The organism is Halomonas sp. TD01 (assembly GCF_923868895.1).
Taxonomy (GTDB): Bacteria; Pseudomonadota; Gammaproteobacteria; order Pseudomonadales; family Halomonadaceae; genus Vreelandella.
The window spans coordinates 3,403,012-3,421,844 of the sequence record NZ_OV350343.1 but is presented as its reverse complement, the minus strand read 5'-3'; the positions used below and the strand labels follow the sequence as shown (position 1 = coordinate 3,421,844).

The following is an 18,833-nucleotide window of genomic DNA, read 5'->3' as shown; positions in this document are numbered from 1 at the left end:
GAAAAAAAGTTATTGACATTTGGGGCGTGTATTGATATTTGCGAAATATTGTGGTAATATGGGTTTAGCTGCTTTAGGGATGTGGGTGGGTCTTATCTCCACTTGTCCTTGGCCTTTCCTCTTGCTGATTTTTATCTGCTTCTTGCTCCACTTGGTTAAAAATTGGCTACTAAGCAACACTGGTTCGGGCAAACATCCCGATGAGGAGGGTACCGTCATGCTTAAAAATTTCGGCATCACAATTGCTACATTTTGTGAAGTATCAGCAAACGTCGGTTGGGCCAGTTTGGGTGCGATGCTCGGCTCCATCCCTAAAGCAGCTTCAGAAGTTAATCATTACTACTCAACGCCTTAATGTCCTCATCACTCAGGCCCGCCGCCTTAGCGCGCCCCAGTGCGTCATGCTTTTTCTTTTCCGCAGCCCGCTGATGCTGTAGCTCCCTTTCTGCCGCTCTGTCTTCGGCGTTAGGTTCATAAATCCGGCACGGTGCCAGCCAAGAGCAGGGGGTGGCATAGGCTTGGTTGCCGATCCGAATAGCTACTGTCGGCACAATGCCGCAATCAGAGCCTTGAACGTCTTTGCCTTTACCCAAGCGGCGAGCTGTTGATTCAGCTTCGCATACCGCCATCACATAATTTGGCCCACGTCCTTCTGTACCATCGGCGTTTTGGATGACGGCAAACACTTGCTTGGTGTCAATGATGGCGGGATTCTCAAGCAGCTCTAGCACTGCCTCGCTAAGTTCGTGCACCTCAGACATGCTGAGGTGCTGGCATTTGCTGCCTGGCTCTGTCAGCCGTTCTGCTAACTCTTTCAGTCGCTCATTCATAGATGCCTCCTAAATTTGAAAGGCCCCGTATCGTGGGGCTTACGGCTTTGCCTATGCCTACTGATTAACAGTCAGCTCGGCCCGCGCAGGCTGACCCCATGCCAGCAGTTGCAGGTTAGAGCTAAGGAGGGGCGGCATATCTCCGCTGCACTGGCTTATTGGTACAAATAAACCACGCGCCTCCCGAACCGATGTGCAAGCGGTTAGGCGCGATGTGTGTATTCGGTATTTGAGCGCCCCGATAAGGCGTCAGTTAAAAGGTATTTCGTCGTCAAAGTCGTCGTACTGCGCAGAGTTGGGAGCGCCGTATGCCTGTTGCTGGTTATGTTGCGGTGGGTGTTGGCCCTGGGACTGCAGTGGAGCGCCATAGCCTGAGTTATTCGGCGGCGGCTGTTGATAGCCACTGCGCTGCTGATTCTGAGGCGGTTGCTGGTACCCGCTTTGTTGTGGCGCTTGCTGCTGCCCGACGCCATCCAGCATTTGCATATCGTTAGCGACGACTTCCGTGGTGTAGCGATCTTGCCCGCTTTGGTCTTGCCATTTGCGTGTCTGCAGTCGGCCTTCGATATAGACCTTTGAGCCTTTTTTCAAATACTGCTGGGCAATTTCTGCCGTTTTCTTGAACAAGATGACGCGATGCCACTCGGTTCGCTCTTGGCGTTGGCCGCTATTGCGATCCATCCAGCTGTCACTGGTGGCAATGTTGAGATTGGCGACGGCGGTGCTGCCTTTAGTGAAGCGTACTTCTGGGTCTTGGCCCAGGTTGCCAATCAATATGACTTTGTTAATGCCTCGGGCCATGTGACCTCCAAATGAAAAGGGCCCGAAGGCCCTGTGTGGTTGGGTGCTTCCGTTAAGGCTGAAAGGTACCCAGTAGGCACTCGCTTTCCGGCAGGCCGTCAGTGACTAGTGCAGCGAACTCGGCGGCGATCTCTTCTTTGGCGGCATCCAGCGCGATAGCGCGCAACCCAAACGATGGCCCGCCTTTGGTCTTGCTGGAAACGCGCATCGCCAGTGTGCGCTCTGTTAAGCCCTCGTAGGGTGTTAGCTTCCAGTAGATAACGGCAGGCAAGCGTTCGGCGTTCTTTACGGTGACGCTGTTCATGACGCCAACTCGGCTGGAATGCTCTTGCTTTTCGCTCTCAATGTTGGTGAGATCTTCTAGGCTGACTTTCCGGAAAGCGTGAATTACCTTGGTACGCTCCAGAGGTTCGCCTTTGCTGTTTTCAAACTCCAATAGATGGCCCCAATCTTCTACCAGCTCGACCATTTCCTCCTGATCGAAGGTGCTGCCGTCGGCGTGCAGGTAAGCTGTGAACTCTGGCGTTTTGGGTAGGTTCAGGGTGGCGGAATGATCGCAGTGGCCAGGGCGCTCTGGAATGCCGATATCCAGATATGAGCATGCCGCCATAGCGTCGCGGTCGATGAATACGGGCGCTTCGCTCTTGCGGCCCGCCACGTAGGAAATAAAATCTTTCAGCCCTTTGGTTCTGAATTGCCCACGAAAGCGGCGGCGCTGGTCTTGGTACTTCTCCATATCCACCAGTTTGAAATTATCACCGACGATCAACGCGTGACCTTCGGCGGCTTCGGTGCCAGTTTTGTGGCTGGCTTCAATGTGCTGCAGGGCTTCTTTGGTCAATGACATTAGTGCTGTTCTCCTTGTTGTTGAATGGTGCCTTTACGATGCGGGTGGCCAAGCATGTCGAACTGGTTCTTGGGCTCCAGCGTCATTTCGCCGCCCGTGTTCACACACATGACCGTTTCGGTGGTGTGTTCTTCCGACTGCGTGCCGTGCTCGGTCGGGATCTTGAAGGCCAGCTTATGAGTAACGCCGACCCGGGCGCCGGATCCGATATTCTCGATAGTGAGATCTATCGAAACCTTGCCTTTCTTCTTTGGGTTGTCCGTTGCGGCTGCTGCTGCATGGCTAAGGACTTTACCCAGGCGTTCAGCCAATACGCCGCCGTCCAGGTCTTCAAGGAACCTGGTCACATCGGTGGGATGAGACATTGCGAGTTACCTCATTGAGGTGTGGTGAGTAGGGCCAGAGGCCCAAGGGTGGGGAATGAGTTAAGCGGCTTTCGCTTCGTGATCGAGCAGGTGCCAGTAAACCTCCATGCAGGCGCGGGTATCGGCCATAGCGCTGTGCGCATTTTCCAACTGCTTACCGGTGAAGAACTCGTAGGCTTCAGATAGCTTTGGTGACTTGTAGCCATACCGGCCTTTGGGTGGCATCTGCATAATGGGTTTGGCCAGAAGCATAGTGTCGGCAAACTCTTCTTTATCGGCCCACGCCTCTGCGTCGCCTTCGCTCATATAGCGTTTGGCGGCGATGCGGATAATGCGCTGATCAAAGGTGCGGTTGTGAGCGACCCGTGGGTACCGGCCCCAAAGCTGAAAGAAGAGGTTGAGGGCTAGTGATTCATCTACACCGACAGCGGCAGCATGCTCATGTGTGATGCCGTGAATATCAGATACCTCGGTAGGAATTTCCCAGCCGTCAGGAGCAATGATCAAATCTAGTGTGGCGATTTCCTTACGTGCATCGGTGTCAGCCAGAATGGCGGCTAGTTGCACCAGGTGCGGTTGGTGTTCGCTTTCGCTGGGAGATTTCCAGTCAGGAAGACCAGTGGTTTCAGTGTCGAAGAAAAGAACAGGGTTCATAGTAGGCTCCAAAGAAAAGGGGCCTTGCGGCCCCTGATGGTGGGAAGTATTAATCGGTTAGGCGGCTAGTTGATCCATCGCAGCGGAATAGCCAGACCAGTTATCGACGCCCATGGCTTCCAAGGCGTGTAGCTTGGCTTGGTCGGCTAGCAGCTGGTCATACTCGCCGCGGCTGATGGTGACTGTTTCAGGTTTTGGAGCCGGTACCGTGGCCTTGGTGAAGGAGTCAGCGGCGGCACTCAAGCGGCTAGTGTTCAGCGGCTTATGCTCAGCAGCGGCGGGCATTGGCTCAGGTTCAGGCGCTGGCTCTGGCTCTGGTTGAGCCTTACGCTTCTCTGCCGCTTCGCGTTCAGCTTTCTCACGGCGCAATTCTTCAAGCTCACGTTGATCAGCTGCGCGCTTCTCTTCTTCTTCACGCAGGCGCTTACGATCTGCTTCCACCTGGGCTTGCTCTGCCGCAAGCCGTTCACGTTCCAACGTTTGTCCGTGTTGTTCGCTGATGCGCTTTAGCACTTCGGCTTTGGCGTCTTCGGCTTCCGCAGTCACATCAAAGTAGCCGTCTACGTCGATGGCCACGACGGCATCGTGAAGGTCTGCAAGGCCGCTTGAATCGAGCCCTACAGCGGTATCCAGAAAGCTCCAGATTTCCACGTTAATACGTTCGCGCAGCTTGGCGATACGAGCTTGTTTCGCCCGCTCGGCGCGCTCATTTCCCACTATTGCACCGGTAACTTGAGAGGGTAGGGGCTATTCCAATCCCTCCACAGTTCACTTGAACGGACACCGTCCCTCCAATGAAATTCTCATACCCGCGAAATTGAAAAATCAGCTACTAAGAATTCGTTGGTAAAAAAGGCCATTGTCGCTTGAGTTTTTTTCAATCGCTTAAAGTCACGCTATCTCTTTTAATTTGTAGCTTTTAAGCTACAATAGCCATATGACTGAACTTACCCACTACCTTACCGCTGATGGCTATGACCCTTTTCAAGCTTGGCTGGATGCTACTAAGGCTAAAGATCGTCAAGCCGCTATGCGGGTACTAACACGCCTTAACAGGCTGGCAGCGGGTAATGCAGGCGACACCAAGACAGTAGGTGATGGAGTATGGGAGCTACGCATTACCTATGGCCCTGGCTACCGCGTTTACTACGCCAAGGTAGGGGCGCGCTTGGTAATGTTGTTAATAGGTGGTACCAAACAGCGTCAGCAGTCTGACATCGAACAGGCAAAAGCGTTTTTGGCCGACCACAAAAGGAGAATACGTCATGAAAAGTCATGATGAAGCAGTTATTGAGATGCTGCGCACTGACCCCAGTATGGCTCTGGACTACCTGCGAACAGCGTTTGATGAGCTGGACGAAGAGGGGGGAGAGTCAGCCTTCCTAATGGCGCTGCGTCATGTCGTTGAAGCTCAAGGCGGAATGGCGCTGGTAGCAGAGCGTGCCAAAGTATCACGCGAAAGCCTTTACCGGGCTTTATCCCCCAAAGGCAATCCAACACTTCGAACTATGACCGCGGTGATTAAAGCCACAGGTGTTAACTTCCACGATCTTACCCATCAAGCGCCAGCAAGCTGACACCACCAAAAAGCCTTGCATAGTGTCGCATCGAAGCGCACACAAGCGCCTGTATTTATGTTGGGTGGGATGTTGGGTAAAAAATAAAACCACATAATAAGTTATTGAATTTAAAATACCGTTGGCGGACTTTCCCTCTGTCACTGCATATCTAAATGCATGTTTTATTGGCTTTTTAATAGCTTATGGAACATGCTTTTTTGCTTATTTACCACATGTGTTTACCACATCCTTTCAGCCGCAATCTTTGACCCTTTATTATTGATGTACTGCATGTAACGATGCTTTACACTTGATGCCTCTCACTAGAATTAGGTAGAGGTGAGTATGGGACTTGATAATCTGTACCGTGACAAAGTATCGATTGAGAAACCGAGTGGCGAAACTCTTGGGCCAGTGAAAGCTTCTGTCCAGAAAGGACGTAAAATCCATCTAGCAGCCGAGCATCCTCTAGAGCCAGGTGATGTCTTAATCAGGGAAATGCCCTTCAGTAAGCCAGAACGCTGTGTAGTGGATGAGCCTAACTTCTATCAAGGTATGGGGCAGGTATTCCCCCTCACTTCCAGGTAGAAGTAACTCGCGAGGGCAAGGTGGTCGTACGAGGCGAAAGTGTTGTTCGGGATATTGTACGGCAGGAAGCACCAGCGCAAATCACTTACAACGTCTACGGTGGGCATGCTCGCTTCACCAGAACTCTACTGACAACTCCGTAAACGTCACTGTAGAGGCTGGCGAATCATTGTTTGAGGACTTGAAGAGTGAGCTTCGTTCCAACGTCACTGACCTGCAACGTTTAGATGATCTGCTGTCTCTTGTCAGTGATATGCAAGCTTCGCAGCATGACAGTAAGAATTTGAGTGAGAAGCTGGGGCTGTTCATCAGTAAGAGCGCGGATATTATGACGATTATTGCGCCGTTCGTCCCAGCACTAACAGGTCTTGCAGCAGGGGCTGGTTAGCCTTAACTCCTACCTACTATTATTTTGCTTGCCTAAGGCAGAGACTGTTTGGTCTTCAGAATTAGTGAGATGAACATAGAAGTTTGAAGGAAAAAATGTATGGATAGACAGTTTCTGTTAGAACAAGCTGAATCAATGCAGAACATGATGGTGGACTGCGCAACAGGCGGTGCTATCTCTGAGTTCGATTATGGCACGATTCAAACAAATCTATTGTCCGATGCTGGTATAGCGCAGCTTGTACCACAGATGGTGAAGACCTGTCGGTCACCGAGTCAGTTCTGGGCCTTTATCAAAAAAACAACCAGTACGAACCGCGAAGACAATACATCTGGAGTGAATTTAGGCCGCTTCTAGACAAGTTAGAAGAGGTGTGGGTCACCTTCAGATTCAGCTATCGGGGAAACCCTGGAGAAGTTCGATTCCACCCATGTTCATGCTGCGTGGCAGAAAACTTTGGATCGAAGAACTTCAGACTTTGAAGGCGCTATCACCATGGCAAAAACCTTGGTTGAGAGTGTCTGCAAGCACGTCATTGAGCAAGTTGAAGGTCAGGAGTACACGGGTAAAAGCGATGATCTTCCCGCCTTGTACCGAAAAGCATCCTTTACACTTAACCTGTCGCCAGAACAACACATGGAAGAAACCTTCAAGCGTATCCTTGGTGGTTGTTCCAATATCGTGACTGGTCTTGGAGAGTTGCGTAACAAAGTTGGAGACGCCCACGGCCAAGGCTCCCGTCCGATCAAACCGAAACCTCGACATGCTGAATTGGCTGTTAACCTCGCTGGGACAATGGCAGCTTTCCTGATAGCTACCCTTGAGGCTCGATCCCATCCCTGATCTCATGGTCTAAATCGTCAAGCATCATGGCTACAGTCGCGTGTTTCGCCGCACCATCATAGCCAGGAAAAAGGGTCGCAATTGTTACTCCCAATCTTTCAAGATGCTGCATCAATGCCTTTGCTTCTGAAAGAGGGAGAAGATGCCGTTTAAGATAAGTACGGGATAATTCGTGGTTATTTATATCGAGGCTATCTAATTCAAACCCTTTTATGAACGTGAACATGCCCTTTTGGGCTGCAAGGTTCTTACTGGTTGAGCCAGGAGCTTTTCTGATTCTGAACGTGTCCTCAAAGGAACCTGCTGCATTGCAGTCAAGCTCAACAATGCTCACCATCCAGTTTGACAGGTCTGCTTTGTCGCCTTGTTTGGCTCGTTCGTTTAAAGCCTGAGAGACAGCGAAGTAGCAAGCAACCAAAGGAGAGCTAGTCCAATCTAAAAGCCGCGTAGGTACACCGTGATGTTGGGCTTGTGCCAGAAAACGAAATACCGAATCTTGATCTGTAGGCCATAAACTTGGGAATTTAAATAAATCAACGTTTCGGCCTTGGCTGTATTGACCTGTTGGCTCCTTAAGGAAGCCCCTAAGCTCGCTACTATCTCCAGCAACTTGAAGCCCAGCATCATCACAGGCATTTACGAACCAGTGCAGGTATGTAAGCTCTTTGAAAGTTTGTGAGTCTCCACCATGGATAGCTTCTAGTTTTCTAGAGATTTTGGCTCTAACTATGGACGGACTAAGTGTATGCTGATGGTAGCCAAGTCCCCTATAAATAAGCCTAGAACGTTGATCAGAAACAAAATGCTGAAGAAGGCTCGATACGGTAGGGTACACATCGTCATTTGATTTGTCCCACATAGTTTATGTCAGCCTATTCAAAGTTTACCTTCCAGCTTTCCTAATGATCTAAAAAAATCACCCCACTATAAAGACAAGCATAATAAATACATATCATCATGCACAACTATCTGATTAATTTTAGTTATTACCTTCTGGGCTTCCACTAACTGTCCGACATGCTCGCTCTCGTATGCCGGCGATAGGTTATACACTGAAGCACAGAACATTCTGCTAGCGTTGTTGAGTCTAGAGCAAGCAGTCCAAGAGGATTCGCCTTACGAAGGGATGGTTCGTATGATGTCTCCCGGTAGTGTTGGACTCAAGCTATATCTATATCCACGCTTATTGGCACTGCAGAGCAAGTATCCAAAGCTCATAATCGATTACCGCTTGCATCCAATTCCGACGTAGAAACCGCCATCGCCGAATCCACTGTGGATATTGGCTTCATGACGTCAAAATCTACCTTGGCCGAGGTCAGTTGTACGTCTGTCGCGGCAGAGTCACTGTTATTGGTGACCCCTGAGACCGTTAAAGATCCTGATTGGGAGACTTTGATGGCCCTCAGTTTTATTGACCACACTGATGGATGTCACCACGCTAACCTGTTGCTTGGTGAAAATTATCCTGAGTTCCAGCACAGTCATCAATTTCCAAAGAAGGGATACTCGAACCAAATTGGGCTGATGCTGGAGCCTGTCAGCATCGGGCTGGGTTTTACGGTATTACCGGCCCATGCGGTTGAGGCATTTCACAAGCCCGAGCATATTAAAGCTCGCCAACTTCCCAATCCGGTGAGTGAGACGCTATATCTTTGCAGCCGCCGCCACAGGGGGTGTCAGAAAAGAATGGAAACGGTAATAACGGAAGCCAGGCGATGGCTCTGAACCTAATTGAAATTTAACAAAACATGGCAGCGGACAAGCTACTGAATGTGGCGTTAAATCAAGAGCATCCGAACAACTGCTTCTGGCTGTTTTCTGCTGTTAATAGTTGATGGGAATCGTCTCTAAAGAGAAGTTCACAATTACTGACTGAGTAGGGGGCGATTCATTCAAGGGCTAATGGGAAGCAGTTGTCAGCTTGGCAAGCTACATCCAAACGGCCATTCCCGCATTGATTCAATCGGAAAAGGGGGGGGATTAAACTTCGTATTTGTTGCTATCTGGCCTAGCTTACTAAATAAGCTTTTGACTTAAGTCAGCTTTGTTCAGACACCATAAATGTTAATCTCATGGGGCTGGCAATTGGCTAGCAATTACTGAGAATCGATCATGAAAATGGTATTGGTAGGTCTAGTGATAGTAGGCGTAGGCATGTTCCTGAGTGTTGGTAGCGTATCAGCTGCCACAGTTTTTCATAGCGGGGATGTTGTCGAACATGGTGGGCGTACAGACAGTAATGGCTGCCACAGAGATACCAAGCAAGGCACTCGCCACTGCCATTAAGCTAGCAAATGTAACGTCTTTAAGCGTTGCATTAACCGCTCAAGCCTAAGCCCCAAAAAAAGAAATCAGCTGCCAGAGGATGACCGTTGCCTCAATACCCAGTAACCCCAGGGGTAATCGTAGTGCGTTATCCCTGGGGTTATAGTTGGCGAGATAGTGGCAGCCTCAGATCTTGATGTCGTAGTCGACGTATTTGTTCATTAACTCGTCGTAGGTACCGTCTTGTTTGATCTCTCGCAGTGCCTCATTGAACTGCTCCGCCAGGGCTTCGTTACGAGGGTGGAAGGCTGCCGCTACGCCGTGCCCGAAATAGTGCTTTGGCTCGCGGATTAGCGGCGAGCTGGTGACAATTCCACTGCCTTCAGCGTTAACTTCGAGCGATGACAGTGCCAGTGGGTAATACATAAAAGCTGCGTCTAAGCGACCTGTTCTAATGTCCACTGCGAGATCTTCGCCCGTTGCATAGCGCCGTACGTCAACGAGATCGCCATAGGTGTCGGTAATGTACTCATCACGGATGGTGCCACGCTGAACGCCTACTGATAGGCTTTCAAGGGCGTCATGATCCTCAATGTCGACCTCGTTGCCTTCCTGAGTCACCCATACACTAGGGTTGCTGTAGTAGGGTTCTGAGAACAGCACTTGTTCGCGTCGTGCATCGGTGATTGCCATTGAGGACATGATGGCGTCGTATTTTCGTGCCAATAAGCCGGGGATGATGCCATCCCAGCCTTGTTCTACCCATTCGCACTCACGCTCGATACGTCGACATACTTCTTCACCCAGTTCCACTTCAAAGCCTGTCAGGGTGCCATCGGGTAGGCGATACTCAAAAGGCTCAAAGGGAACATCAACAGCGAGGCGAAGCGGGTCATCGGAGTAGGCCGGAACGGCAAACAGCAGTGATGTAAGCGCAGTTGCTATTCCTGCTTGGGTACGGCGCATAGTACTTTCCTTTTTTCGTTTTTATATAAGGTGTTGGTTAATTAATTTTGCATGATTCGCGTAATAGGTAAAGTGCTTGTTAAATAGATGTGCCCAATACCCATTATGAAAAGCCCCTGATGAATCAGGGGCTTTTATCGTTCCTAGACGTTTCGCTTTCGCAATTTAGCCGTTTCGGCTTTATGAGCTTGATCGCAATGGCCACCGCTGTGCATGCCAGAGCAGGGAAAGCAACGTCTAACACCGAATCCAGCGTCCAGCCACGCCAGACGCCTTCAAGCATGCCCACCGGTAATGTTTCCCCCCATTCCCAACCACGTTGAACGCCAAGCCTGTATTCATGTTGTGCAATCTCACGCCCTAACAAGAGCGCAACCGCGATGGCACCGGTGACTCTGGCGTTAGCAAAAGGAAGCAGGGCCATTTGAATAAGCAGCGCGATAAACACATGTTCTAAGTGGGTAATATTCACATTAGGCTCCAATGTGGCGCTCGTGGTGAAAATCAGTTGTGCGCTATAATGCTCATTAATTCTTTTTTGCGGTAATTATGTGCGCTAAACTGCTCATAAATGATCATTAGAAGAATTTTTGAGTACTCTGCTGCGCATAGGTGATTCTTGAAATTGACGATACAGGTTCATTTTGATCAAGCTTGGCATGATGCGGCTGAATTGTCGTTGCCTAACCCTGAGCAGGGTACTCGTGGGGAGTCTCGGCTGCGTTATGCGACTGACTATGCCGTTGAGTGGCTATTTCAAGACGATCTACGCGCCTGCAGTATGCGGTTACCTATCGAGTTGATGCTGACCCACGAATCGCCACACTGGTTCGGCTTCTTAGAAGACATTATGCCGGCGGGAGCTAGTCGCCGCTTTTGGGTAGATTATCTGGGGCTTCATGATTTGCCAGTTGGTCGTCAGGATGCTGAATTACTGGCGCGTGGCACTATCGCACCGGTCGGTAACTTACGTATCAAGGAATCAGTGCCTGATCTCTCGGCAAAGAAAGCCTTAGAGGAACGGCGCTTTCCCGTGCAAAGCGTTGTAGAGCGTCAGGTGGACTTTCTAGAGTACGCCCAGCAGATGGGGGCGGCTAGTGGCGGTGCCACTGGGGCTGGCGGTGAAGCGCCAAAATTGCTGCTCAGGATGACGAACGACGACCACGTTTGGATTGATACTTGGCAGGATGAAAACCACCGACCTGATCTACCGATGTTGGTGAAATTTCCGCGCGGTAAACGTTCCGCTGACGATTGCGATATCTTGCGCGCTGAATATCATTATTATCAGGAGCTTGCATCGCTAGGTGTCGCCACGATTGATACTGAACGAATGCGTCTGGAGGAGGGGGAACGTTACCCGTCCCTGTGGTTACCCCGTTTTGATATGCAGTACCTCGACGGTACTTGGGTTCGCTATGGCCTGGAGTCAGTCTACTCCTTAGTAGGTGCTGCGCCGGGCACCTTTCTGCATCACGGTGACACAATTCGGCAGCTGATTAGCTTGCTGGGAGCTCAATATCGCGTGCAAGAACAAGGCGCCGTGTTCGAGAGCGACTTGTTTGTTCTGGAATGGATTAAGCGTGATTTGTTGAATATCGCCTTCGGCAACTCTGATAATCATGGCCGGAATACGGCATTATTGAAGCGCCCCGAAGGCATTGGATTTGCCCCCGTGTATGACTTTGCGCCTATGAAGGCTGACCCCGAGGGGGTGACACGAACAACGCAATGGGGAACGCCCCTAGAAGTGGGCGGGGAGTACGATTGGCTAGCGATTGCCGACACACTGTCAGACATCGTTGAGCCAGAGCGAGTGATAGAGGAGCTTCGTGCGCTTGCATTGAAACTAAAGGGCGTAGATGAACGTCTGGCTGACCGTGGGGTTCCTCCCCGAATCCTTGATATGCCTGCAGTAGGCCTACGCACTATCAATACTCGACTCAAACGTTGGGGGTTGCTATGAAGCGAGGCTATTCTGATGATCGCGAAGAAGCCCTGGTAGCTCTGCTGAAACGTTTCTATGCGGGGGAGATCACCGACGGAGCGCTATTGCGCGCGCTACGCCGCGATGTGCTGGGTTTGAACCAGACTCGTTATGCCGCCTTGGTTGGCATTAGTCGACGAACTTTGTCGGATCTGGAAGGCGATAAAAATAATGTCACCCTAGAGGTTAAGAACCGCGTTTTCCGGCCGCTAGGGTTAGAAGTGAGTTTGTTGCCGCGTAAGCGTGCTCTGTTGGAACAGATACTGACATTTACCGAGTAACTCGCGTCGAAGGTGGATGGATCAGTACCGTTAAATTTTGATTACCTTCACCCCGTAATCAAAGGGATTGACGATGCCTTCTAGCTTGCCAATCTGGGATATATCGCTTTGGGAGATAACACTACTGATGTTGGTCTCTGGGAAACGCAGGTTTTTAACGATGTGAACCTGATTTGGCATGCCTTTGGCGTCGACATCCATGACCCAGGCAAGAAAGCTGCCCGAATATTTAGCCAAGCAGCCAATCGGATAAAGGCCGTACACTTGGATGTACTCGACTAACACTGTCTTGTCATAGGCCGCGTCTGCGTTACTGACAATGCGGTAGGCATCAAGTGGCGAGTGCGCGGGTTCGCCATTACGCGAATGTAAGAGCTTGTTGACTACTTTGATGACCGATATCAGCCGAATTAGCTTCGATAGTTGATTACCCTGCTTCGATGCTGGATAGCCAGAGCCATCTAGGCGTTCATTAGCATTCTCAATGACATCGCGGCAGATAGGGCTTGGCTCCCAGGCTAATTTTTTTAGCTTCTCGCGCAGAGCTGACACATGACCGCTGAGAATTAACTTCTGGTCCGGGTTCATATTTACCTTGAGTGAAGGCAATTTTTCGCTTATTAGCAGCGGCTTGCCAACGGTATGTAGCAAGGCACCCAGCATTGCTTCACGCACTTGTGGGTCGTGCGGGTCGCGAGAGAGGAGCAAGTCGGCCAGCAGGCCTGCAACCTGAACAGCATGCCTGACCCAGTCTGGTTCTTCTCTAAGGAACGCCAGGGCATACAGAAACGCTTTGCGATCTTGTTCGACAAGATAGCGAAGCGTATCGACGCAATCGTATAAAATCTCGCTAGGGAACAAGTCACGGTTTTTCATATACATCACCGCTACTTGAAGCTGATGGGCGACATCCATCACTCCGCGTTCCATCGGCGGTTGGCGGCCTTGCTTTTCACGCTCTTGTGCTTCTCGCTGCAAAATTTTCTTCTCTTTTAGGCCAGGAATGAAAAGGGAAGAGTGATACGTCAGCTTATCGTTGGATCCTGTGCGGTAGGCAGCTTCTCTCTCGGACTCATTAACGAATTGAAATAAGGTCTCGGCTTGTGACGTCGACAAGTTAATAAACTGAATGCCCACCGCCGCATAGCCATGATTACCAAAAGGGCGCATATGACAGATTTTACCCTCGGCAAAAAAACTCTCTCCATTAGGAAATTCGAGAGTCACCCCGGGGATCTTCTGGTTGACCCCGATTGCTATGCTGTCCGCCAGGTCGATATCGACCATACAGCCACCGATCGATAAGTTACGCAATCGACCCGACACATTAAGATTATTTGAGTAAACTTCCAGGCTGACACGGGCTAGCATGCCAAGGATGAAAGGGATGCGAACCGCGCCTCTATTTTCTTGGACAAATACCGATTCTGGAAGCTGGCACTCCAGGTGATAGTGAGTACTATCCGACTTCTGTAGTTTGGCAGCGACGTTGCTGAGGCTATAGGTTTCGCGCTCTATGGCGTGAGCGCCTTTCAGTGCTTCTAGGTCGAAGCTGACGCTGCCATTATAAAAATAGCGCTCAATATCCGAACCTAGATATTCGATCTCCAGCACCATATGCCCAGTGCTCAGGTTTAGCTCTATCACCTCTGCTGTTAAAGCATAGGGCATGTCTTTGGAGTAAACGGACAGCTCATTCGTATGCTTCAGTAGCGAACGAATTATATTAGCTGAAGGGTTTTGGTGCTGGGCGAGGGAGGCCATCTGAAATACCTGCGTATGTGAGTAGCTTTTATTTGCCCAGGTTAAGGCACTAATTCTAGTTCTTATGAGTGCAAACTCTACACATTAATTAGCAGTGAGATCACTGAAACGAATCTTTTTTTGCTGTGAAATTGCTTAGAAATATCATGAATATAAGATTATTTTACTAATGATCAGGCTAGCAGCCTGAGGGGCTAACCGCCAGCGCTACCACTTTTATATGATAAATTTCTTGAATAGCGCGATACCCCTTGCGAGCAGTTGGCTGCCAATGCTGCTGTCGGGCCTTGATTAATACCCTGTCATTTCCAAGTAGCCCACGCCGATCTGTTCCTGGGTTGGCGTGTTTCGTACCACCACATCCCCTTCCCAATAGGGCACGGTAGTTGGCATCCAGCGGTTGGGGTGTCGTGCTTCTATGATGAGCTCAAGATTGGCGTCTTGGAGTGTAAGCTGCCATCGGGTAGGAATGTCTCTTTCTGCTACACGCTCTGTGGCGAGAGGTGTGAGTACAACGCTATCTGGGCCTATCAGTTCAGTTTGACCATCCGCGTTAAACAAGTGGGCAAAGCGGTAGTCTGTACCGTTTTCGCCGCCGCCGCGTAACCGGTAAGCCATCAGCTTACGTCCATCATTCAAGTGCAATGAAAACCAATCCCAGCCCGTTTGTTCGGCGGTTAGTAACTGGCTGCTCCACTCCCGATCTAGCCAACCGCTGCCTTGCACTGCACGGGATTCACCATTGAGCGTCACGCTTCCCTCAATACGTAAAAACGGCTGGCTGTAGTAGTGAGACCCTTGGCCTTGAATAGTTTTGGCGTTAAAACCGTTTTCACCGTGCCACACCAGCGGGCCTTCTGCGCGAAGAGTGAGGTCGTAGCCAATCCGCGCGTCGGCCTCACCGCTGTAAGCCCTTAAAGTAAAGCTTTCAAAGTTGGCGTCTGGCGGGCTTCTGAAAGACCAGTCGTCAATCCACGCATGAAAAGGAGCTGCCACCACGCCTGCTTGTCCCTGTTGCTGATCTTGTTGTTGAAATCGCTGTTGAGAACGCTGTTGAGAATACTGCTGAGCACTATGGCTGCGGGCAAAGCGTTCGGCGGCAACGTGCGTTGCGTGCTGAGAGATGCCTAGATGAGCCATCCAAACTTGATCGGTGCTCCAGGGTTCAGGGGGCGGGCGTTTCTGTGGTGGCATAAGGGCTTGTCGGAACAGTGTCCACTGAAGGCCTAGCGGTTCACCTTGGCTATCTTCAAGGTTGGCCGTGAGATACCACCATTCAATGCGGTAGTTAGGATGAGGCCCGTGGTCGTCTGGAAACACCAACGATACGGAAGCATCTGCTTGAACGAACCCTTCCGTATGCGCGCCTAGGCCCGCAAAGCCGTCTTGTGGCGGTGGTTGAGGCTGTGGGCTTTCGTTGGAAGGCGCGTCACCACAGGCCGTTAGCATTAGGCAGAAGGTTAAAACTGCGAGTGTTTGAAACCGGCGTGGAAAGCTCATTGGGTGCCCTCGTTAAGCAGTGCACAAGGCGATGTTCGCCAAAGCTGCAGGGAGGGAAAAGCGGCAGCAAAAAGGGCAACGCTAAAGGCGGTGAGTAGCATGACCGCAATATCCAGAGGGAATAGCTGAAGCGGTAGCCGCCAACCGAAGGCTGCTACATTAATGACGGCTACCAGCAGCCAAGTAATTGCTATACCAAGGGGAATCGCCAGTAGGCCAGTGATTAATGCCAGCCCGCCTAACTGAACCAGCGGCAGCAGCGAAAGGGTGCCACGTGGCACGCCTAGCGCCCACAGCGTGGCAAGTTGCCGTTGTCGGTGTTGTGCTTGGGCCAGTAGTGTCGCCAGCAGTGCGAGTGCCGCTACTCCTAGCGTTAGGCCATTCAATGCTCGTGTGATACTGAAGGTGCGTTCAAAAATCTGCGTGGCTACCTTCTTAACCTCTTGTTGGTTCACTAGGGCACCTGGGGAAAGGTCAAATTCCGCAATTAACGCTTGGCGAAATGTATCTGTATCGGCCTCATCACGTAATGCGACGCCTGTCGACGCCAGTTCACCCTCAAAGCGCTGTATAAGCGTATCAACAGTAACTAATAGCTGCTGCTGTGGGTTGCCGTAATCAGGGTAAATAGCAGCCACCGTATACCATTCAGCGCCTTGCAATGTTTCAAGCAGAACGCTATCGCCTGGTTGAAGCGCTCGGGCCACCGCCATTTGCTCATTAATAAAAATGCTTTGGCGGCCCAGTGCTTCCCAGGCACTTGGGATTCCATCAAGCGTCTCAAGTAATGGCCACTGTGAGGTCAGCGTTGGCACCGTGCTAATACCAAAAACAGCAATGGTGTCGAGCGGGGCTGCTTGGTTAGAAACGTGTTCGTTAGACGTGGGAGAACTGATAGCCCGTAGCTCGGCGTTGCCGCGTGCGGTAGGTAAGGTTTCCAGCACCTCTGGCTGTGAGATCAGCCACTCGTTGAGAGTGGCGAGCGTCGATGGTGTGGCATTGATGTACAGCGGCGCAGCTAGTCGCTGGTCTAGCCAATCTAAAAACGTTAGCCGAAATCCACCTACCATGCTGCTAACGCCCAAATTAGTCGCTAGGGCAATTAATAGGGCCATCATGGCGAGAGATAAACGAGGCAGCTGCAGTTGCATATCGGCGGCCGACCACTGGCCCAGCGGGTGTCGCCGCAGTAGCCGTTGCAACAGACGCAGTAAGGCGTTAAGAGTCGGTGGTAGGCACACTGCACAGCTGAAAAGTAATGCAGCGACTAGACTGAAGCTGACCATTAGCCCCTTACCCGCAGGAAGCATACTCAGCCAAGTAGCTAGCCCTAACGTCAACAACCCGGCTAATCCGCCAGCTTGCAGCATGCGCACTAGCTGGTGCTGATAGCTGTGGCGCCATGCATAAGACTGCCCAAGGGCTAAGACTTGTAGCTTGGTAGCACGCCACAGCACGCCACTGCCTGCTAACAGTAAGCCACCTAAGGTGATCGCCACGCTGCCAAGCCAGTAATGCCAGGGCAGTGCTAGCGAGCGTTGTACGTCAGTTTGGTAAAGCGAAGCAAGTGTGCTGGCTACATCTGGAAGTAGTTTGCCAGCCAGCCATAGGCCGCTTATTAGCCCCAAAGCGGCCCCCGTCAGACCAAAGAGCAGAAGTTCAACGAGAATTGCAAGGGTGATTGTTGTGCCTGGTACGCCGAGGGCACGTAGCGTGCGTAGGGTTGCCATGCGCTGTTCCATGGCTAGCCCCAAGGCGGCTTGGACTATAAACAGTCCAACCACTAGCGCGAGTAATGCTAACGCCGTTAAATTGAGATGAAAGCTATCGGTTAGCTGTTCCGGTGAAGCGAGGCTGGCTGCACGGGTGAGGCGGTAACCCTCCGGCGGCTGAGTCAATGCTCCAGTCGCGGTGACTAAACTCAGAGTGGCCTGCTCGCCAAAAAGCGTCGAGACAGCGGCAATATCCATCACCAGCGTGTTAGGAGGAAGGTCATTTCGTAGTGCCAGCGGTGGGAGGCGCTGATCGCCAATAGAGGGAGTTGCGCCAGGAGCCTGTTGGCGGTCAAGGCCAAAGACTGCCAACGTATCGGGGGCGAGCTGGGTTTGCCAAGGTGGTGATAAAAACTCAGTCAGCGAACCGCCGTTACCCTCTACGCTGTTGCTTTTATTCGAAGAGGCAAGGTCTGAAAAGGTGAGTGTGAGCGGGTCGATGCCTAACACCGTCACCGGTGTATTCTCTATCGTCAGCGAGCTTTCCAATAACGGCGATACAGGTAGGCCAGCTTGGCGTAGTAATAAGTAATCATCGATGCCAAGGGCAATGCCATCGCGGCGGGCGAGTTGATCGGTTTCTACGCTAAATAGCGCGTTGGCACGAGCATAGCTCTCTTTAGCCGTGGCGTTAATCGCTTGAACGCTACTCCACAGAGCACTGGCAACCCACAGGCCTACCAACAGCATGGCGAGTTGACCAGGGTGACGCCGGTAGTGGCTCAATAGAGTGAGTACCACCCGCAGGATCATTGCTTCGTTTCCTTTAAGCGACCTAAGTGAAGACGAAACGTACGATTAAGTGGAGCTGCTACTCGTGCGCTATGAGTGACCATCAACAGTGCGCACTGTGTCTCTTTGACCAAGTCCAAAAGTAGTGCCAGCACCGTATCGGCACTCTGCTCGTCAAGGTTGCCGGTAGGTTCGTCAGCCAGCAGCAAGGTAGGGCGAACCGCCAAGGCACGACCAATCGCCAGGCGCTGTTGCTGGCCACCTGATAATTGCTCAGGGTAATGGTGTTCACGGCCAGAAAGCCCGAGTCGATCAAGTAGATAAGCACTCCATTCAGTGTCGGCTCTGCGCGCAAGCTTGGCTTGAAGCGTGAGGTTATCAATAACGTCGAGACTTGGCACAAGATGAAACTGTTGAAAGACAAGCCCTAATTGCTGGCGGCGAAGCTTTGCTCGGGCTGGCTCATTAAGCGATGAAAGTATTTGCCCATCGATAACAACACGCCCTTGGTCTGGCACTTCCAATCCGGCAGCAATGTGTAGCAATGTTGATTTGCCGCTGCCCGACTCGCCCATTAGTGCAAGGCTTTCTCCCCGGGCAAGGGTAAGGTCTATCTCATCGAGCACGTGTAGCGCGCCCTGCGGGGTGCTGAACGCTTTACTTATCTGCTGCAGGGCTAACATACGTA

At 51.2% G+C, this 18,833-nt stretch carries 24 protein-coding genes; 11 read left to right on the top strand and 13 right to left on the bottom strand.

From position 1 onward, the window contains the following. Window positions 1-58 precede the first annotated feature (58 nt). Window positions 59-355, top strand: a complete 297-nt coding sequence (locus L1X57_RS15490; RefSeq protein ID WP_143759774.1) for a hypothetical protein — start codon at window positions 59-61, stop codon at window positions 353-355. On the opposite strand, the gene L1X57_RS15485 is transcribed toward L1X57_RS15490, so the two are convergent. The 6 genes from L1X57_RS15485 to L1X57_RS15460 form a co-directional block, all read right to left on the bottom strand. Continuing rightward, a complete protein-coding gene (locus L1X57_RS15485; protein WP_009724358.1) occupies window positions 330-830 on the bottom strand; it encodes a hypothetical protein in 501 nt (166 codons plus the stop codon). The two genes, L1X57_RS15490 and L1X57_RS15485, sit on opposite strands and share 26 nt — an antisense overlap. Before the next feature lie 249 nt (window positions 831-1,079). Beyond that, the gene (gene ssb, locus L1X57_RS15480; RefSeq protein ID WP_009724359.1) at window positions 1,080-1,631 is read right to left on the bottom strand and encodes a single-stranded DNA-binding protein; all 552 of its coding nucleotides are present in this window, start codon (window positions 1,629-1,631) and stop codon (window positions 1,080-1,082) included. A 52-nt stretch (window positions 1,632-1,683) separates the two neighbouring features. After that, window positions 1,684-2,478, bottom strand: coding sequence for a DUF2303 family protein (locus L1X57_RS15475; protein ID WP_009724360.1), 795 nt, complete (start codon window positions 2,476-2,478; stop codon window positions 1,684-1,686). Beyond that, window positions 2,478-2,843 (bottom strand): hypothetical protein, encoded by a 366-nt coding sequence (locus L1X57_RS15470; RefSeq protein WP_009724361.1) that lies wholly within the window; start codon window positions 2,841-2,843, stop codon window positions 2,478-2,480. Before L1X57_RS15470 ends, L1X57_RS15475 begins: the two co-directional genes overlap by 1 nt. 60 nt (window positions 2,844-2,903) lie before the next feature. Beyond that, window positions 2,904-3,497 carry a 3'-5' exonuclease gene (locus tag L1X57_RS15465; protein ID WP_009724362.1) on the bottom strand — a complete coding sequence of 198 codons (594 nt, stop codon included), beginning with the start codon at window positions 3,495-3,497 and terminating at the stop codon, window positions 2,904-2,906. Between the two features lie 57 nt (window positions 3,498-3,554). After that, entirely contained in the window at window positions 3,555-4,214 is a 660-nt protein-coding gene (locus L1X57_RS15460) for a hypothetical protein (protein ID WP_009724363.1), read from the bottom strand. A gap of 220 nt (window positions 4,215-4,434) precedes the next feature. Between L1X57_RS15460 and L1X57_RS15455 the strand changes: the two genes are divergently transcribed. The 6 genes from L1X57_RS15455 (at window position 4,435) to L1X57_RS15430 (ending at window position 6,875) form a co-directional block, all read left to right on the top strand. Then, complete coding sequence (locus L1X57_RS15455) at window positions 4,435-4,776, top strand: type II toxin-antitoxin system RelE/ParE family toxin (protein ID WP_009724364.1); 342 nt, start codon at window positions 4,435-4,437, stop codon at window positions 4,774-4,776. Beyond that, window positions 4,763-5,074, top strand: coding sequence for an addiction module antidote protein (locus tag L1X57_RS15450; protein ID WP_009724365.1), 312 nt, complete (start codon window positions 4,763-4,765; stop codon window positions 5,072-5,074). The genes L1X57_RS15455 and L1X57_RS15450 overlap by 14 nt, the downstream gene beginning before the upstream one ends. Window positions 5,075-5,401: 327 nt before the next feature. Then, window positions 5,402-5,644 (top strand): hypothetical protein, encoded by a 243-nt coding sequence (locus L1X57_RS15445; RefSeq protein ID WP_009724366.1) that lies wholly within the window; start codon window positions 5,402-5,404, stop codon window positions 5,642-5,644. Between the two features lie 169 nt (window positions 5,645-5,813). Then, complete coding sequence (locus L1X57_RS15440) at window positions 5,814-6,032, top strand: hypothetical protein (RefSeq protein ID WP_009724368.1); 219 nt, start codon at window positions 5,814-5,816, stop codon at window positions 6,030-6,032. Window positions 6,033-6,131: 99 nt separating this feature from the next. Further along, entirely contained in the window at window positions 6,132-6,389 is a 258-nt protein-coding gene (locus L1X57_RS15435) for a hypothetical protein (protein ID WP_009724369.1), read from the top strand. Between the two features lie 138 nt (window positions 6,390-6,527). Next, the gene (locus tag L1X57_RS15430; protein ID WP_009724370.1) at window positions 6,528-6,875 is read left to right on the top strand and encodes an abortive infection family protein; all 348 of its coding nucleotides are present in this window, start codon (window positions 6,528-6,530) and stop codon (window positions 6,873-6,875) included. Here L1X57_RS15430 and L1X57_RS15425 read toward each other — a convergent pair. After that, the gene (locus L1X57_RS15425) at window positions 6,847-7,734 is read right to left on the bottom strand and encodes an FRG domain-containing protein (RefSeq protein ID WP_009724371.1); all 888 of its coding nucleotides are present in this window, start codon (window positions 7,732-7,734) and stop codon (window positions 6,847-6,849) included. The genes L1X57_RS15430 and L1X57_RS15425 overlap by 29 nt on opposite strands. A 431-nt stretch (window positions 7,735-8,165) precedes the next feature. Here L1X57_RS15425 and L1X57_RS15420 point away from each other — a divergent pair, with 431 nt between their 5' ends. Beyond that, window positions 8,166-8,603, top strand: a complete 438-nt coding sequence (locus tag L1X57_RS15420) for a LysR substrate-binding domain-containing protein (RefSeq protein WP_009724372.1) — start codon at window positions 8,166-8,168, stop codon at window positions 8,601-8,603. Window positions 8,604-8,990: 387 nt separating this feature from the next. Next, window positions 8,991-9,164 carry a YHYH domain-containing protein gene (locus tag L1X57_RS18895; RefSeq protein WP_221927894.1) on the top strand — a complete coding sequence of 58 codons (174 nt, stop codon included), beginning with the start codon at window positions 8,991-8,993 and terminating at the stop codon, window positions 9,162-9,164. A 165-nt stretch (window positions 9,165-9,329) separates the two neighbouring features. Here the strand turns inward: L1X57_RS18895 and L1X57_RS15415 are convergent, their stop codons facing one another. Together L1X57_RS15415 and L1X57_RS15410 are read right to left on the bottom strand one after the other, a co-directional pair. After that, window positions 9,330-10,109: a transporter substrate-binding domain-containing protein gene (locus tag L1X57_RS15415; protein ID WP_009724373.1), complete on the bottom strand. Its 780-nt coding sequence runs from the start codon at window positions 10,107-10,109 to the stop codon at window positions 9,330-9,332. Window positions 10,110-10,233: 124 nt separating this feature from the next. Then, window positions 10,234-10,581 (bottom strand): hypothetical protein, encoded by a 348-nt coding sequence (locus tag L1X57_RS15410; protein WP_009724374.1) that lies wholly within the window; start codon window positions 10,579-10,581, stop codon window positions 10,234-10,236. Between the two features lie 147 nt (window positions 10,582-10,728). Here L1X57_RS15410 and L1X57_RS15405 point away from each other — a divergent pair, with 147 nt between their 5' ends. Continuing rightward, complete coding sequence (locus L1X57_RS15405; protein ID WP_039869607.1) at window positions 10,729-12,075, top strand: type II toxin-antitoxin system HipA family toxin; 1,347 nt, start codon at window positions 10,729-10,731, stop codon at window positions 12,073-12,075. Next, entirely contained in the window at window positions 12,072-12,377 is a 306-nt protein-coding gene (locus L1X57_RS15400; RefSeq protein ID WP_009724376.1) for a helix-turn-helix domain-containing protein, read from the top strand. Before L1X57_RS15405 ends, L1X57_RS15400 begins: the two co-directional genes overlap by 4 nt. Window positions 12,378-12,407: 30 nt before the next feature. Here L1X57_RS15400 and L1X57_RS15395 read toward each other — a convergent pair whose 3' ends face one another. From L1X57_RS15395 to L1X57_RS15380, 4 genes are all read right to left on the bottom strand, one after another. Continuing rightward, window positions 12,408-14,141, bottom strand: coding sequence for a PilZ domain-containing protein (locus L1X57_RS15395; protein WP_009724377.1), 1,734 nt, complete (start codon window positions 14,139-14,141; stop codon window positions 12,408-12,410). 291 nt (window positions 14,142-14,432) lie between these two features. Next, window positions 14,433-15,641 (bottom strand): lipocalin-like domain-containing protein, encoded by a 1,209-nt coding sequence (locus L1X57_RS15390; RefSeq protein WP_009724378.1) that lies wholly within the window; start codon window positions 15,639-15,641, stop codon window positions 14,433-14,435. After that, window positions 15,638-18,166: an ABC transporter permease gene (locus L1X57_RS15385; protein ID WP_009724379.1), complete on the bottom strand. Its 2,529-nt coding sequence runs from the start codon at window positions 18,164-18,166 to the stop codon at window positions 15,638-15,640. Before L1X57_RS15385 ends, L1X57_RS15390 begins: the two co-directional genes overlap by 4 nt. Further along, window positions 18,163-18,828: an ABC transporter ATP-binding protein gene (locus L1X57_RS15380; protein WP_009724380.1), complete on the bottom strand. Its 666-nt coding sequence runs from the start codon at window positions 18,826-18,828 to the stop codon at window positions 18,163-18,165. The genes L1X57_RS15385 and L1X57_RS15380 overlap by 4 nt, the downstream gene beginning before the upstream one ends. Window positions 18,829-18,833 lie beyond the last annotated feature (5 nt).